A 14,536-nucleotide genomic window follows, 5' to 3' on the forward strand; every position below is an offset into this window, starting at 1 on the left:
TTACTACTCCTATTTAGATAATTTTTTCCATTTCAGTATATCATACAACTCTACGTTTCGAATCATATCTAACGTGACTCTTTTCTCTACATTACTACCATCCTTCTTTCTAACATCAAGCACTACTTTGTTTTGAGCAAAACCCATTACCATTCCAATTACATCAGGATAGTACAGGCCATTTTTTAGTATAGCTGCTTGAATTACTACGGGTAACTTAGTCACGTATGCCGTATACAGTACCTCAGCAATCTCTTCCTCTGTCATTTCCTCTTTAGGTTGGATGTCAGCTTTAAGAGCTTCGGCTTTCATCTTCCTTATATAATCTTTTTGTTCCGATAAAATCATCCCTTGCCACTTCATTATACCTCTATCTTTATATCCCATTTTGTCCGGGGTTAATAGTCTCACTTCTTCTTTCATCGGTAGGCTCCTTTAGTAATTCTTCGATTTCATTCTCCATAAGTATCAAGCTACTTTCTCCCAATCCCCAAATATCATCATCAGTTATTGTATTGTCATCTTCCATATATGTACTCCTTCACTCGAATGTTTGTTCCGTATATGGTATATTATAGGAACGCACGTTCGAATAGTCAAGCGAGAGGAGAAAGGTTATGAGTAATCATTTTGATCAAACAATTAAGACACAAGCAGATTTAGATGAATACAAAGACTTTCAAGTATGGATGAACAAAGTATTAGATGAGTCAATATCTGATATTAGATACGCTGTGAAAGAAGGAGAAGAGGGAATGCAGAAAGGACATAAAAAAATTGAAATGTTCAAGCATATTCAAAAGCAGATCATGAGACAGACAGATTTTTCTCTTTCTTCATATAATAAATACAGAGAAATAAAATAATTTAAAATATTTTCGTTAGATTCCATTTCTTTTGAAATTTATATAGGTAGAAACTAAAAAGGAGATGGAATTAATGGATAAAGAAATCACATCTGCATTATTAGCAATAAGTTCATTAATAGAGAAATATGGAGAAGAACAAAATATATTATGTTTATACTTGAAAGGAGAAAAAAACTCATTTGATTTGCTGTTAGATACTCAGTGTAACAGAGCTACTATAAAGAGGTTTGAGAATAAATTTAATGTAGAAATAATAGTGCATACTTATAATTTACTGTATATGTACAAGAAATTGATTAAACAATATGATGAAACAGATAAGTAGCTTGAGCATGATCGGGTATCTTCTATATTAAGAAGACGCAAAAAAAACACTCAATCATTTTATAGATTGAGTGTTTTTTTTAAAATTCGGCGAATATTTGGCGAGGTAATTCTAAATATACCTTCATATCAATGTTTGAAAGGTGATTATTACGTTCTGAGAGGGATTCGAACCCCCGACCGTTCGCTTAGAAGGCGAATGCTCTATCCAGCTGAGCTATCAGAACAATTAACAGCAACAGAACATATTATATAAGGTTCTCCAGGAAAAGTCAATACTTCTATTAAAAATATAAATCAAAACAAGGCTTCTTGTTTGGCGGGAATGATTTACTTTGATATCATAAACTTATTGAAAATGATACAAGGAGGACAATAGTATGAAGTTACTGTCAATGTTTCAATTAGAAGAAGACGTAACATCTAATATTGAACAAGCGACAAAAGAAAAGCATATTCCTGAAAATAAACTTACTATAGTTACCAAAGAAGAACAAAGAGATTCGATAGCTGCGCTAATCAATTTGCAGGTCGATGGTGTGAGTAAATTAGAACTTAGAGATAATGATATTGCTGAAAAGTATAAATTATCTGAAAAAGATACAGAACTATTTATGGATAAGTTAAAAAGAGGGGGATATGTTATGCTTCAAGAGATGCCAAAGCATAGCACTAAGCAAAAATTAAATGATCAAAAAACTCCTTCTAGAGAAGACGAAAAAGAAAAAGGGGATTTTGAAAGTTCATTAGATGATCATCTGTCAGCGCCAGGATTTGGCGTCAATTTTAAAGACCCTGGTACAGATGCTCAGACACATGAAGATAATTTTAATCCTGATAACCATAGTGAAAATCCAGAAACAAATTGAATCTAGTACTTTAATGGAATATACTAAAGTTAGTTAAAAGAAACAAACTTTTAATAAGTATAAAAATAGACAATTAGCATGTGCTTTTTTTTAAAAATGAAAGAAGTATCGCAGAAAAGGAGGAACCATTCTAGGCTCCTCTTTTTTATTTGTAAAGTAAAGGTGAGGCGATAATGAAAAATATATATCGTAATGAATGGTTTAAAGTACCAAATATATTATCATATTTCAGAATACTATTAATTCCTCTGTTTATCTATTCATATCTTATAGCGACAGACATAAATGGTTACTTGATTGCTGCAGGTATATTATTTGTTTCGGGGCTTACTGATGCGATGGATGGTATTATCGCGCGGAAATTTAATCAAATTACAAATTTAGGGAAAATATTTGATCCTATTGCCGATAAATTAACACAGTTGGCAGTTGCATCGGTACTGCTTGTTAAATGGCCTGTTATGGGGTACTTACTAGGTATATTTATCGTAAAAGAGACTAGTATGTTTATTTTTAGTTATATATTGCTAAAAAAAGGAAAAATGGTAGATGGAGCTAAATGGTTCGGGAAAATTGGTACAATTGTCTTTTATCTATGTATGTTTATACTGGTTTTATTACCGGAGATTAGTCGGGGATTCCTTTGGTCTCTTATAATTATTACTGCTCTTTTTCAAATATTTGCTTTCATCAGGTATATGAAAGTATTTATAGAAATGTACAATGATTCGAATGTTCTAAACTAAAGTCGAATAAAGAAGGGCTAACTTTTTAATTCTGTTTTTTTGAGTGTTATAATTAAAATAACTTAAAGAAGGAGGAAACAGAATGAAAATTGGGATTATTACTGGTTCAATTAGAGAGAATCGTGTCAATCTAGATGTTGCAGAATGGGTTAAAAAACTAGCGATAAACAGACAAGATAATGATGATGTAGAATATGAAATTATAGATATCAAACAGTTTGATTTACCTGTTTTTGCTGAACCAACTTCTCCCGCATATACAGATGAATTAATTGAAAAAGAGAAACAACTTCCATGGTCTCAAAAAATGACGGATCAAGATGGCTATATCTTTATTGCACCAGAATATAATCATGGTATACCAAGTGCTTTGAAAAATGCTTTAGACTTTTTATATCATGAATTAAATGATAAGGCAGCAGGAATCGTAAGCTATGGTTCTTCTGGTGGGGTTCGTTCAGCTGAACAGCTAAGATCAGTGTTGTCAGAGTTTCAAGTTGCACATGTTAGAACAAACCCAGCACTATCCATTTTTTATGATTTTGATTACCCGAATCTTAATCCTTCCAATGCTCAAAAAGAGGCTGTTGAGACAATGATTGATCAATTGATACCTTGGACTGAAGCAATGATAGAAGTACGCAATAAGAAATCCGCGAACAGTTAGAAAGTTAACTATAAATAGGAACTGTAACAAAGCTAATAGTCTATATTAGCTTTGTTACCTATTGTTTTTTAGTACGAATTCGTATATTATTAAAGATAAATAAGTAGGTGAAATTATGACAAGAAATGAAGACTCATTAAAAGCATTAACAACAATTTTGAGAGCGGCCTCTAGTGTAGAAAGAGTTGTAAAAGAAGATATGATTTCTTATGGGTTGAATGCTACCGAATTTACAGTGATGGAATATCTATATAATAAAGGAAAGCAACCGATTCAAATGATTGGGAAAAAAATATTACTAGCTTCAAGCAGTATAACTTATGTAATTGATCGTTTAGAAGAAAAAGGACTGGTTCAAAGAATTGCAGATGTTAAAGATAGAAGAGTTACTTTTGCAGAACTGACTGCAGAAGGTTATCTTAAAATGGAAGATATTTTTCCTAAGCATGCCCAAACAATTGAAAAAATATTTAAGAATCTTTCTGATGATGATTTAAATAAATTACGAACATTATTGAAAGAAGTTGGATATGAATCAGCTAAACTAATTAAATAAAGAGAGGACGCTTATATTGTCACTTGAATCATTTATCCATGTTTATAATGAACCTTTAATGGGAAACACCACTGTCTTTTTATTATTGCACGGAACTGGAGGAGATGAGCATGACATGATCCAGTTAGCAAAAATGATTGATCCACAAGCGGGTATTTTAAGTCTGAGAGGAAACATTAATGAAAATGGGATGAATCGCTTTTTTGAAAGAAAAGCGATGGGCATTTTAGACGAAGTAAGCTTGAAAAAAGAAACAGATAAATTATTTGAATTTTTAAATGCAGCAGCAGCACATTATGGGTTTAAAACGAAACAGCTTGTCGTTTTAGGATACTCGAATGGTGCAAACATAGCATCTAGTTTGCTTTTCCACTACAATGATGTTTTATACCAAGGAATGCTTTTACATCCGATGGTTCCTACCAGAAATACAGAGCTTCCTGATTTATCAAATCAGCGTTTGTTTATTGGAGCAGGAGAAAACGATCCACTTTGTTTGCCGGAAGAAACAAAAGAATTGGAGCAAATTTTTATTGAAGCTGGAGCGAGTATAACAACGTATTGGGGAAAAGATGGACATAACTTATCGAAAAGTGAGATAGATGCAGCTGCTATTTGGTATGAAAATCTATAAGTAGTATTTAAATCTTAAATTTCCGTAGATAATCACATTGATTTATCGATTTTATTGCTAGTTTATGATATAATAGATTAGAAACATTTAATAAAGATCTGAAATTTAAGACTAAGGAGATTTTTATGGCTAAAGAAAAAATTACCGAGGAAGTTCAAGTTTTAGTCGAAACAGAACTTCGAAAAGGTGCCAGCAACTCCCGAATTGCTAATTTACTGGATTTGCCTTATAAAGAAGCTGTCGAAATTATAGAGACGATCAAAGAGGATTTAAGACCGGATATTGGAGATGAAATCATTTTCTTTTTTAGAGATGAGCCGATGGAAGGTATTATCGAAAAATTGCTTACAAATAGTGCAATTGTTAAAATTAACTGGGACCAGTCAGCAGAAAGAATGCATGATTTAATGGAAGAAAAAACGGTTGTTAATTTTAAAGATATCGAGGGATTCAAAAAACAAGTTAATGAAGATACAGAAGACGTTGAATAAGTATTAAGATTAGGACTGTTTTAAATAGCTATCTCAATTTAGAGTAAAGTTACTCATTGAGTTTACTATTTAAAACAGTCTGTTTTTTTATAATTAAAATTTAAATTAGAAATCTTTAAAAATTTGTATTGTCGCTGTTCTTATAACACTTAATCACTTTTTAATTATAACAATACGCTAGAAAAAAATTTATTCTTGACAGGAGTAGAAATGTAAGATAATATTTTGATAGTCAAATACTTTGATGATCAAACTATATTGACTATGTAATAGAAATGGAGGAGTTGATGTGGATCCATTAGTTAATGAAATCAATAGTTTCTTGGTTACAATCTTTAATGATGTATTGATGATTGAAGAGAAAACTCTACAGTCAAGTCGATTTAAAGATGTTTCAATAAAAGAAATGCATACGATCGAAGCAGTAGGAATGTATCATCAGCATACGACTAGTGAAGTAGCTAAAAAATTAGGTGTGACAGCAGGAACGCTAACTGTTTCAGTAAATAATCTTGTACGTAAAGGTTATGTAGAAAGAATACGTACAGATTCAGACAGACGTGTTGTGAAACTTGCTTTAACTCCAAATGGTCGATTGCTGTATCGTTTACATGATAAGTTTCACCGAGATATGGTCAAGGAAACAATTGCAGAAATGGATAAAGAGCAGTCAGAAATATTAATGATAGGTCTAAGAAATCTTCATGAATTTTTAGAGCGTACAAAGGAGCAGTTGCCAGAGTGAGTAATCAAGGAAAAGTTAGGATCCGTTCAGTGGGAAAATATATTCCTAAAAGAATTCTTACGAATGAGGATTTAACAGAATGGTTAGATACTTCCGATGAATGGATTACATCACGCACGGGAATTAAACAAAGACATATCAGTACGACAGAAAACACTTCTGATCTATGTACTGAAGCTGCATTAAAAGCATTGGATAAGGTTAAGGTAAAAGCTGAAGAAGTAGGATTGATTATTGTAGCAACAATGTCACCTGATGCGCATTCACCTTCTGTTGCTTGTACCGTTCAGTCAAACATCCAAGCTGAAAATGCAATGGCATTTGATATCAATGCTGCCTGTTCGGGATTTGTCTATGCGTGTTCTGTTGCAGAAAAAATGTTATCTGTCGGTCCTTATCAATATGCACTTGTTATCGGTGGAGAAGTTATGTCTAAAGTTGTGGATTGGAAAGACCGTTCAACCGCAGTATTATTTGGTGATGGAGCTGGATGTGTATTGCTTGAAAAAAACAACCACACACATAGTTTTATTGGTGAAGATATACATGCAGACGGATCAAGAGGTCAATCATTGACTTCTGGAGAAGTTGCAGTCAATAATTTACTGACTTCAGGTAATGAGGTAAATCCCTATCTACAGATGAACGGTAGAGATATATTTGATTTTGTGGTTAGGTCTGTTCCTAAAAGTATTACTGAAGTTGTTGAAGCCAACCAGCTAAGACTTGAAGAGGTTGATTTCTTTTTATTACATCAGGCTAATGCAAGATTGATCAAAGCAGTATCTAAAAAATTGAAGCAGCCTATCGAAAAGTTTCCCAAAAATATTGATCAATATGGAAACACATCGGCGGCTAGTATTCCGATTCTATTGGAAGAATTAATTACAAATGGAGACATTCAACTTGGCAGTAATCAAACCATAGTGTTAACTGGATTTGGTGGCGGATTAACATGGGGATCTCTATTAATAAAACTATAAAAAATTTGGAGGAACAAAATATGTCAACTTTCGAAAAAATTCAAGAAATTATCGTGGACCAATTAGATAAAGAAACAGAAGAAGTACAAATGGAAACAAATTTCCGTGAAGAGTTAGAAGCAGATAGTCTAGATCTATTTCAAATTATTAATGATATCGAAGATGAATTTGATATTAAAATTGAAACTGAAGAAGGCTTAAACACTGTAGGAGATATCGTTAAATATGTTGAAGCACAACTTGCATAAGTAAATATCATTGGAAGGGAGCTCCTATATGAATCTGTCACTAATGGAAAAAATCGGGATTCAATATCCTATTATTCAAGGAGCAATGTCATGGGTTGGAACTCCTAGCTTAGCTGCTGGAGTTTCAAATGCCGGCGGATTAGGTATGATTGGAGCTGGACACGAACCAGGAGAATATGTACGTAAATTAATCCGTGAAACAAAAGAAATGACTGATAAACCATTTGGAGTAAATGTACTATTACTATCCCCGTATGTTGACGAAGTAGTCAATGTAGTCTGTGAAGAAAAAGTCAGTGTCATCTCAACAGGTGCTGGTAGTCCAGGAAGATACATGAAAAAATTCAAAGAAGCTGGCATCGTAGTTATTCCTGTTGTCGCTTCAGTTGCTTTAGCCAAACGTATGGAAAAAGACGAGGCAGATGCAATTATCTGTGAAGGAATGGAAGCAGGAGGACACATAGGTAAATCAACAACGATGACACTAGTTCCTCAAGTAGTTGACGCGGTTAACATTCCAGTTATTGCAGCAGGAGGTATTGCTGACGGAAGAGGAATGGCAGCTGGGATCATGTTGGGAGCTTCAGCAGTTCAACTTGGTACTAGATTCGTTGTAGCTACAGAAAGTATTGCTCATGATAACTTTAAAAAGAGAGTCATAAAAGCGAGAGATATTGATACTGTAGTAACAGGAATGATTACTGGTCACCCAGTACGTGTCTTAAGAAATAAATTAACAAATGAGTACTTAAAAGTAGAAAAAGAAATCACAAGTGATGAAAACCCAGATTTTTCTCGTTTAGAAGCATTGGGAAAAGGGGCTCTGAAACGAGCAGTGGTTGATGGAGACAAAGATACTGGATCATTTATGTCCGGACAGAGTGCAGGACTTGTGAAAAAAGAACAAAGCTGTAAGGAAATTGTTGAAGAATTAATGAGTGAATACAAAGAACTAACCTCAAACCCTGTTGTATTCTAATTTTTTTCAGTGATACTTTGATACTCAAAGTATGCAGATTATTATCATAAGATTGAAATTGGGAATCGAAGCAAGCTAGTAAGCAATATATATGACTCTTATTTATCTAATAAACTTGTTTCATTCCCTTGATTAATCTTTTAATAGAGTTAAGTAAAGAAAGGATATTTAATATGTCTACAGCATTTTTGTTTAGCGGGCAAGGCGCTCAATATAATGGAATGGGAAAAGAATTATATGAGGAATATGAAAGTGTCAGGAAAATTTTTGATCAAGCGAGCAGAGCCTTAGATATTGATTTGGCTGCTTTATCATTCAATGATGATGAAAAGCTAAACTGGACACCATTAACTCAGCCAGCAATATTAACGCTTAGTCATGCTATAGAACATTTAATGAGAGATGCTGGAATTAAACCGGACATGGTAGCGGGTTTAAGTTTAGGAGAATATACCGCACTGGTTTCCTCAGAGGTTTTTACATTTGAAGATGCAGTAAAGCTTGTACATAAACGTGGAACTTATATGGACCAAGCTGTTCCCAAAGGTGTAGGTGCAATGGCTGCAATTATGGGATTGAAATCTGAAGTTATTGAAAAAATATGTGACGAGATCAGTGAAAAGCATTTTGTGCAAATCGCTAATTATAATATGCCTGGACAGATTGTGATCGCGGGTGTAAAAGAAGGCGTAGCAGCTGCAATCACTGAATTAGAAAAAACAGAAGTGAAAAAAATCATTCCACTTAATGTTAGTGGACCTTTCCATACAAAATTACTTGAACCAGCAGCTAAGAAATTAGAGGAAGAGTTGAAGTCAGTAAAAATAAATGACTTCACTTATCCTGTCTATAGTAATACCACAGCAGCTGTTTATGAAAACAAAGAAGAAGTGACTTCAACGTTAGTTCAACAAGTCATGTCTCCTGTAAGATTTGAACAGATGATTAAGCAAATGATTCTAGATGGAGCAGGTACCTTTATCGAACTCGGCCCAGGGAAAACTCTAAAGACATTTGTAAAAAAAATTGATAAAAGTGTAACTGTTTTAAATGTCGAGAATCTGAAACAGTTGCACAAAGCAATCGAAAAAATTGCATCTAACAACTAATTGTAAGAGGTGAAATTGTGATAGAAAATATAAAAACAGTTATCGTTACTGGAAGTTCTAGAGGGATTGGCAGAGCAATTGCTTATGCTTTTGCAAATGCCGGACATAATGTTGTATTAAATGGACGTAAAGAAATTTCAGAAGAACAATTATCAGAATTGAGTCATTTTGGTGGAGAGATCCATACTTGTATAGGAGACATAAGCGTTCCAGATTTTGCTAGTCGCTTAATTAAAGAGACTAAGGATAAATTTGGTAGTGTGGATGTATTAGTTAATAATGCAGGAATTACAAGAGATAATCTTTTGCTTAGAATGACTGAAGAAGAATTTGATCAAACAATCGATATTAACTTGAAAGGTACATTCTATACAACTAAAGCTGCTTCAAAATACATGTTGAAGCAAAAGAGTGGTTGTATCATTAATCTTGCTAGTGTTGTCGGTCAAGTAGGTAACGCAGGTCAAGCAAACTATGCCGCTAGTAAAGCAGGGATAATTGGATTTACTAAATCAGTTGCTAGAGAATTAGCGCCTAGAGGAATCACTGTTAATGCAATAGCACCCGGATTCGTTGACTCTGATATGACAGATGTTTTGAGCGATAAAGTTAAAGAGACCATTTTAACTCAAATTCCTTTAAAACGTTTAGGTCAACCTGAGGAAGTAGCGGAAACAGCATTATTTTTAAGCAATCAAAAGTATATCACTGGACAAGTTATTAATGTCGACGGTGGTATGGTTATGAATGGATAATTAGGAGGAATAAAAATGCGTAGAGTCGTAATAACAGGATTAGGAGCAGTCACTCCTCTTGGAAATAACGTAGAAGATTTTTGGAATGGGCTAAAAACAGGGAAAAATGGTATTGGGCCGTTGACCAAATTTGACGGGACATCTATCAATGTTCACGTAGCAGGAGAAGTTAAAGATTTCGTAGCAAAAGAACGAATGGACCGTAAATTAGCAAAAAGAATGGATGTTTTCTCTCAATATGGTGTTGCTGCTGCTCTTGAAGCAATGGAAGATGCTAAATTAGATGCTGCTGAAATCGATGCAACTCGTTTAGGTGTAATGGTAGGATCAGGTATTGGCGGATTAAACGCTATGCAAAATCAAATCATTAAAATGCATGAAAAAGGTTTAGATCGTGTAGCTCCTTTATTTGTACCAATGGCAATTGGAAACATGGTAGCTGGAAATATCTCTATCGCTACAGGGGCTAAAGGACCGAACTTGTCTATCGTTACTGCTTGTGCTTCAGGTAACAATTCAATAGGGGAAGCATACAGAAATATTAAGCATGGCTATGCTGACTATATGCTGGCCGGTGGATCAGAAGCGAGTATCAATGAGATTGGAATGTCAGGATTTGCAGCATTAACAGCATTATCAAATAGCGAAGATCCAGATAAAGCTTCAACACCATTTGACAAAAATCGTCAAGGATTTGTAATGGGTGAAGGTGGAGCGGTCATTTTACTTGAAAGCCTTGAAAGTGCTCAAGAACGTGGCGCTAAAATTTATGCAGAAATTGTTGGATATGGGGCAACTGGAGACAGCTACCACATGACAGCCCCTACACCAGATGGTGAAGGCGCTGCTAATGCGATGATTCATGCAATGGCTGAAGCAAATATTGAACCGAACCAAGTTGGATATATCAATGCTCATGGTACTGCAACACCAGCAAATGATTCATCTGAGACAGTTGCGATCAAGAGAGCGCTTGGAGAAGAAGTTGCTCATACAGTTGCTATTTCCAGTACAAAAGGTAGTACAGGACACTTACTTGGAGGCGCAGGTGCAATTGAAGCGGTAGCTTGTATTAAAGCTTTACAAGAAGGTATATTGCCTCCAACAATTGGGTTAGAAACTCCGGATGAAAAATGTGATTTAGATTACATTCCTAATGAAGCAAGAGAAAAAGGTATTCAGTATGCTATGAATAACTCATTAGGCTTTGGAGGACACAATGCAGTCACCCTTTTCAAAAAATGGGAGGATGCATAAGAAATGAATTTTGACCAGATAAAAGAATTAATAGAAAAAATCGATGCATCAAGTTTGAAAATATTTGAACTAGACAACGATTTGGTTTCTATCAAAATGAGCAAGAATGATTCAACAACTATTTCTGCCCAAACGGAAACTCCAGAGAGAATCAGTAACCCTACTCAAGCAGGGAATTTTGTATCTAACGAACGAAATGTTGTGGATTCAGAAGTAGATGAGCAAGTTCAAGTGGCTGAAACATTAGAGAATATCCATGAAATCGGTGCGCCAATTGTAGGAACTTCATATCTTGCTTCATCACCTGAAAAGCCACCGTTTGTCAAAGCTGGAGACAGAGTTGAAAAAGGACAGCCATTAGTCATCATCGAAGCAATGAAAGTTATGAATGAAATAAAAAGTGATGTAAGTGGAACTGTTCATAAAGTATTGGTTGAAGATGGTCAACCGATAGAATTTGGGCAACCACTTATTCAAATCACTGATGTAGAATAAAGCGGTTGAAAATAATTGAAATATACTATTATTAATTTTAAGGAGAACTCAAAATGACTACAATGAACATAAAAGAAATTCAAGAATTGATTCCAAATCGTTATCCAATTTATTTTATTGACAAAGTTACTGAAATGATTCCAGGTGAACATGTAACAGCTATAAAAAATGTTACAATTAATGAAGAGTTTTTCCAAGGACATTTTCCTGGAGAGCCGGTAATGCCAGGAGTATTAATCGTAGAAAGTTTAGCTCAAGCGGGGTCTATTCCATTACTTAAAATGGATCAATTTAAAGGACAAACAGCTTACTTAGGCGGATTGAACAAGGTTAAATTCAGAAAAAAAGTTGTTCCTGGCGATGTTTTAGAACTTAAAGTAGATATTGTAAAATTAAAAGAGTACGCTGGAATAGGTAAAGGCGTTGCATATGTTGATGGTAAAAAAGTTTGTGAAGTAGAAATGACATTTATTATCGGCCGTTAATGTACTTTAATTTTTAAAAGTATACGTTATGATCTATTTTAAATAGACATACAATCTGATTTAAGGAAGGTAATAACATGTTTCAAAAAATATTAGTAGCCAATCGAGGAGAGATAGCTGTACGAATTATCCGTGCGTGCCAAGAGATGGGCATTCAAACGGTTGCTGTTTATTCTGAGGCGGATGAAGATGCTTTACACATGCAACTAGCAGATGAAGCGGTTTGTATAGGACCATCAAAAGCTAGCGATTCTTATTTGAATATGCAAAATATATTAAGCGCAGCTGTTATTACTGGTGCACAAGCAATTCATCCAGGATTTGGATTTCTTTCTGAGAATAGTACTTTTGCTGCGATGTGTGAAGAAGTTAATATTGTCTTTATTGGTCCAGACAAAGAAACAATTGACCAGATGGGAAATAAAGCTAATGCTAGAGAAATGATGCGTAAGGCTGATGTTCCCATTGTGCCTGGTAGTGACGGTTTTTTAGAAAGCGATGAAGAAGTAATTGAAACAGCTGAAGCAATTGGGTATCCAGTTATCGTTAAAGCCGTAGCTGGAGGCGGCGGTAAAGGAATGAGGGTAGTAATTTCTGCTGAGCATTTGCTACAAGCATTTAGTTCTGCGAAGTCCGAAGCAAAAGCTGCATTTGGAGACGACCGTATGTACATGGAAAAAATCATTTCCCCTGCTAAGCATATTGAGATCCAATTATTAGGAGACCATTTTGGGAATGTTATTCATTTAGGGGAACGAGATTGCTCTATGCAAAGAAACCACCAAAAAATTCTTGAAGAAGCCCCTTCTCACATTTTATCAGAAGAACAAAGAAAACATATTGGAGCAGCGGCTGTAAGAGCTGCAGAGTATGTTGGATATAAGAATGCTGGTACCGTTGAATTTTTACTTGATCCAAACGGGAAATTTTACTTCATGGAAATGAATACTAGAATTCAGGTAGAGCATCCAATCACTGAAATGATTTCAGAGTTTGATATTGTACAAGAACAAATCAAAATTGCAAACAATGAACCACTTTCAATTAATCAGGATTCTTTGGAATTGAAAGGACATTCAATTGAATGTCGGATTAATGCAGAAAATCCAGCTTTCAATTTTGCTCCTTCACCGGGAGTAATAAAATATTTGAATCTTCCTTCTGGGGGAAATGGTTTAAGAGTGGATACAGCCTTATTTGCCGGGGGAGAGATTCCTCCATATTACGATGCGATGATTGCTAAAGTGATTACTCATGGAAAAACTCGAGAAATTGCAATTGCTAAAATGAAACGAGCACTTAAAGAGATGGTTGTGGATGGTATTCAGACAAATCTAGCTTTTCAATTAGATTTGCTAGATGATGCAGAGTTTATAAACGGAAAATATGATACGGAGTATCTGGAAAATATATTTATACCAAAATGGCAAAATCGTTTAAAGGAGGAGTAATCGTTGCGACTATTTAAAAAGCGTCCTTACATTTCTTTGCAGAAAGTCACGAATGATTCAGAGCGAGCTCCTTTTGTGCCAGATGGTATGTTTGTCAAATGCCCCAACTGTAAACAATCGATTTACTCCAAAGATTTAGGAAATGAAAGCATCTGTCCTAATTGTCAGTATGCGTTTAGAATTAGCGCTCAGGAAAGACTACATTTAACTATTGATGAAGGAACATTTGAAGAGTGGGATGAAGATATTGTTTCGTCAGACCCTTTAAGCTTTCCTGGGTATGATGAGAAGCTTAAAAAAGCTCAAATAAATTCTGGATTAAGGGAAGCAGTATTAACGGGCAGTGCTAAACTAAATGGAGTTGATTTAGCGGTAGGCATTATGGATTCTAACTTTATAATGGGCAGTATGGGACAAGCAGTAGGTGAAAAAGTCACGCGTTTATTCGAAAAAGCTACTGATAAAGGATTACCAGTTGTTTTATTTACTGCTTCCGGTGGAGCTCGAATGCAGGAAGGTATTTTATCTCTCATGCAAATGGCAAAAACTAGCGCTGCGGTAAAAAAACACTCTGATATGGGCCTGTTTTATCTTACAGTATTGACCGACCCTACAACGGGTGGTGTGACGGCTAGTTTCGCTATGCAGGGAGATATTATTCTTGCTGAACCAGGTGCATTAATTGGTTTTGCAGGTAGAAGAGTAATTGAACAAACCATTAAAGAATCTGTCCCAGATGATTTTCAATCTGCGGAAAAAGTTTTGGAACATGGGTTTATAGATGAAATTGTGCCACGAACAGAATTGAAAGAAGTTATTAACAAACTTTTGATGATGCATGCAGTCTCTAATTCCCATTTTTAAAGATAATCA

The 14,536-nt window shown here is 34.9% G+C and carries 21 protein-coding genes and 1 tRNA gene; 19 read left to right on the forward strand and 3 right to left on the reverse strand.

The genetic code is table 11. From position 1 onward, the window contains the following. Window positions 1–9: 9 nt before the first annotated feature. Window positions 10–423 (reverse strand): hypothetical protein, encoded by a 414-nt coding sequence (locus BLT22_RS05295; RefSeq protein WP_143020630.1) that lies wholly within the window; start codon window positions 421–423, stop codon window positions 10–12. Continuing rightward, window positions 377–529: a hypothetical protein gene (locus BLT22_RS12330; protein ID WP_176935348.1), complete on the reverse strand. Its 153-nt coding sequence runs from the start codon at window positions 527–529 to the stop codon at window positions 377–379. The genes BLT22_RS05295 and BLT22_RS12330 overlap by 47 nt, the downstream gene beginning before the upstream one ends. Window positions 530–617: 88 nt before the next feature. Between BLT22_RS12330 and BLT22_RS05300 the strand changes: the two genes are divergently transcribed. Beyond that, window positions 618–866, forward strand: coding sequence for a hypothetical protein (locus BLT22_RS05300; protein WP_091761396.1), 249 nt, complete (start codon window positions 618–620; stop codon window positions 864–866). A gap of 73 nt (window positions 867–939) precedes the next feature. Further along, entirely contained in the window at window positions 940–1,194 is a 255-nt protein-coding gene (locus BLT22_RS05305) for a hypothetical protein (protein WP_091761398.1), read from the forward strand. A gap of 152 nt (window positions 1,195–1,346) precedes the next feature. Here the strand turns inward: BLT22_RS05305 and BLT22_RS05310 are convergent. After that, a tRNA-Arg gene (locus BLT22_RS05310) sits at window positions 1,347–1,420 on the reverse strand. A gap of 153 nt (window positions 1,421–1,573) precedes the next feature. On the opposite strand from BLT22_RS05310, the gene BLT22_RS05315 reads away from it, so the two are divergent. The 17 genes from BLT22_RS05315 to accD all read left to right on the forward strand — a co-directional run bounded on the left by BLT22_RS05315 (window position 1,574) and on the right by accD (window position 14,527). After that, window positions 1,574–2,062 carry a hypothetical protein gene (locus tag BLT22_RS05315; RefSeq protein ID WP_091761400.1) on the forward strand — a complete coding sequence of 163 codons (489 nt, stop codon included), beginning with the start codon at window positions 1,574–1,576 and terminating at the stop codon, window positions 2,060–2,062. Between the two features lie 173 nt (window positions 2,063–2,235). Next, window positions 2,236–2,808, forward strand: coding sequence for a CDP-alcohol phosphatidyltransferase family protein (locus tag BLT22_RS05320; protein ID WP_072694702.1), 573 nt, complete (start codon window positions 2,236–2,238; stop codon window positions 2,806–2,808). Between the two features lie 82 nt (window positions 2,809–2,890). After that, on the forward strand, window positions 2,891–3,475 hold the full coding sequence (locus BLT22_RS05325) for an NADPH-dependent FMN reductase (protein ID WP_091761402.1): 585 nt from the start codon (window positions 2,891–2,893) through the stop codon (window positions 3,473–3,475). 115 nt (window positions 3,476–3,590) lie between these two features. Continuing rightward, the gene (locus tag BLT22_RS05330) at window positions 3,591–4,031 is read left to right on the forward strand and encodes a MarR family winged helix-turn-helix transcriptional regulator (protein ID WP_072694704.1); all 441 of its coding nucleotides are present in this window, start codon (window positions 3,591–3,593) and stop codon (window positions 4,029–4,031) included. Between the two features lie 16 nt (window positions 4,032–4,047). Further along, a complete protein-coding gene (locus BLT22_RS05335; RefSeq protein WP_226910347.1) occupies window positions 4,048–4,665 on the forward strand; it encodes an alpha/beta hydrolase in 618 nt (205 codons plus the stop codon). Between the two features lie 125 nt (window positions 4,666–4,790). Beyond that, window positions 4,791–5,156, forward strand: a complete 366-nt coding sequence (locus tag BLT22_RS05340) for a DUF2187 family protein (RefSeq protein ID WP_091761404.1) — start codon at window positions 4,791–4,793, stop codon at window positions 5,154–5,156. Window positions 5,157–5,445: 289 nt separating this feature from the next. Further along, a complete protein-coding gene (gene fabT, locus BLT22_RS05345) occupies window positions 5,446–5,901 on the forward strand; it encodes a fatty acid biosynthesis transcriptional regulator FabT (RefSeq protein WP_087057124.1) in 456 nt (151 codons plus the stop codon). Further along, window positions 5,898–6,884, forward strand: coding sequence for a beta-ketoacyl-ACP synthase III (locus tag BLT22_RS05350; RefSeq protein ID WP_091761406.1), 987 nt, complete (start codon window positions 5,898–5,900; stop codon window positions 6,882–6,884). Before fabT ends, BLT22_RS05350 begins: the two co-directional genes overlap by 4 nt. Window positions 6,885–6,904: 20 nt before the next feature. Then, complete coding sequence (locus BLT22_RS05355; RefSeq protein ID WP_087057128.1) at window positions 6,905–7,132, forward strand: acyl carrier protein; 228 nt, start codon at window positions 6,905–6,907, stop codon at window positions 7,130–7,132. Window positions 7,133–7,160: 28 nt separating this feature from the next. Further along, a complete protein-coding gene (gene fabK, locus BLT22_RS05360; RefSeq protein WP_091761408.1) occupies window positions 7,161–8,111 on the forward strand; it encodes an enoyl-[acyl-carrier-protein] reductase FabK in 951 nt (316 codons plus the stop codon). 173 nt (window positions 8,112–8,284) lie between these two features. Then, window positions 8,285–9,220 (forward strand): ACP S-malonyltransferase, encoded by a 936-nt coding sequence (fabD, locus tag BLT22_RS05365; protein WP_091761410.1) that lies wholly within the window; start codon window positions 8,285–8,287, stop codon window positions 9,218–9,220. Between the two features lie 17 nt (window positions 9,221–9,237). Beyond that, a complete protein-coding gene (fabG, locus tag BLT22_RS05370) occupies window positions 9,238–9,975 on the forward strand; it encodes a 3-oxoacyl-[acyl-carrier-protein] reductase (protein ID WP_371861798.1) in 738 nt (245 codons plus the stop codon). A gap of 15 nt (window positions 9,976–9,990) precedes the next feature. Beyond that, complete coding sequence (gene fabF / locus BLT22_RS05375; protein ID WP_091761414.1) at window positions 9,991–11,232, forward strand: beta-ketoacyl-ACP synthase II; 1,242 nt, start codon at window positions 9,991–9,993, stop codon at window positions 11,230–11,232. Window positions 11,233–11,235: 3 nt separating this feature from the next. Next, window positions 11,236–11,727, forward strand: a complete 492-nt coding sequence (gene accB / locus BLT22_RS05380) for an acetyl-CoA carboxylase biotin carboxyl carrier protein (protein ID WP_091761416.1) — start codon at window positions 11,236–11,238, stop codon at window positions 11,725–11,727. Between the two features lie 53 nt (window positions 11,728–11,780). Then, window positions 11,781–12,212: a 3-hydroxyacyl-ACP dehydratase FabZ gene (gene fabZ, locus BLT22_RS05385; RefSeq protein ID WP_091761418.1), complete on the forward strand. Its 432-nt coding sequence runs from the start codon at window positions 11,781–11,783 to the stop codon at window positions 12,210–12,212. A gap of 77 nt (window positions 12,213–12,289) precedes the next feature. Further along, on the forward strand, window positions 12,290–13,663 hold the full coding sequence (locus BLT22_RS05390) for an acetyl-CoA carboxylase biotin carboxylase subunit (protein WP_091761420.1): 1,374 nt from the start codon (window positions 12,290–12,292) through the stop codon (window positions 13,661–13,663). Between the two features lie 3 nt (window positions 13,664–13,666). Continuing rightward, entirely contained in the window at window positions 13,667–14,527 is an 861-nt protein-coding gene (accD, locus tag BLT22_RS05395) for an acetyl-CoA carboxylase, carboxyltransferase subunit beta (RefSeq protein ID WP_091761422.1), read from the forward strand. Window positions 14,528–14,536: the final 9 nt, after the last annotated feature.

It is taken from the genome of Marinilactibacillus psychrotolerans, from assembly GCF_900101525.1.
In the GTDB taxonomy this organism is placed as follows: Bacteria; Bacillota; Bacilli; order Lactobacillales; family Carnobacteriaceae_A; genus Marinilactibacillus; species Marinilactibacillus psychrotolerans.

Excerpts from the sequence above, each read along its gene's own strand:
- fabZ (WP_091761418.1), top strand. The coding sequence starts at position 11,781 with ATGACTACAATGAACATAAAAGAAATTCAAGAATTGATTCCAAATCGT.
- fabK (WP_091761408.1), top strand. The coding sequence starts at position 7,161 with ATGAATCTGTCACTAATGGAAAAAATCGGGATTCAATATCCTATTATT.
- BLT22_RS05300 (WP_091761396.1), top strand. The coding sequence starts at position 618 with ATGAGTAATCATTTTGATCAAACAATTAAGACACAAGCAGATTTAGAT.
- BLT22_RS05305 (WP_091761398.1), top strand. The coding sequence starts at position 940 with ATGGATAAAGAAATCACATCTGCATTATTAGCAATAAGTTCATTAATA.
- BLT22_RS05330 (WP_072694704.1), top strand. The coding sequence starts at position 3,591 with ATGACAAGAAATGAAGACTCATTAAAAGCATTAACAACAATTTTGAGA.
- BLT22_RS05295 (WP_143020630.1), bottom strand. The coding sequence starts at position 423 with ATGAAAGAAGAAGTGAGACTATTAACCCCGGACAAAATGGGATATAAA.
- accB (WP_091761416.1), top strand. The coding sequence starts at position 11,236 with ATGAATTTTGACCAGATAAAAGAATTAATAGAAAAAATCGATGCATCA.
- fabD (WP_091761410.1), top strand. The coding sequence starts at position 8,285 with ATGTCTACAGCATTTTTGTTTAGCGGGCAAGGCGCTCAATATAATGGA.
- fabF (WP_091761414.1), top strand. The coding sequence starts at position 9,991 with ATGCGTAGAGTCGTAATAACAGGATTAGGAGCAGTCACTCCTCTTGGA.
- BLT22_RS05320 (WP_072694702.1), top strand. The coding sequence starts at position 2,236 with ATGAAAAATATATATCGTAATGAATGGTTTAAAGTACCAAATATATTA.
- BLT22_RS12330 (WP_176935348.1), bottom strand. The coding sequence starts at position 529 with ATGGAAGATGACAATACAATAACTGATGATGATATTTGGGGATTGGGA.
- BLT22_RS05340 (WP_091761404.1), top strand. The coding sequence starts at position 4,791 with ATGGCTAAAGAAAAAATTACCGAGGAAGTTCAAGTTTTAGTCGAAACA.
- BLT22_RS05315 (WP_091761400.1), top strand. The coding sequence starts at position 1,574 with ATGAAGTTACTGTCAATGTTTCAATTAGAAGAAGACGTAACATCTAAT.
- BLT22_RS05390 (WP_091761420.1), top strand. The coding sequence starts at position 12,290 with ATGTTTCAAAAAATATTAGTAGCCAATCGAGGAGAGATAGCTGTACGA.
- BLT22_RS05355 (WP_087057128.1), top strand. The coding sequence starts at position 6,905 with ATGTCAACTTTCGAAAAAATTCAAGAAATTATCGTGGACCAATTAGAT.
- BLT22_RS05325 (WP_091761402.1), top strand. The coding sequence starts at position 2,891 with ATGAAAATTGGGATTATTACTGGTTCAATTAGAGAGAATCGTGTCAAT.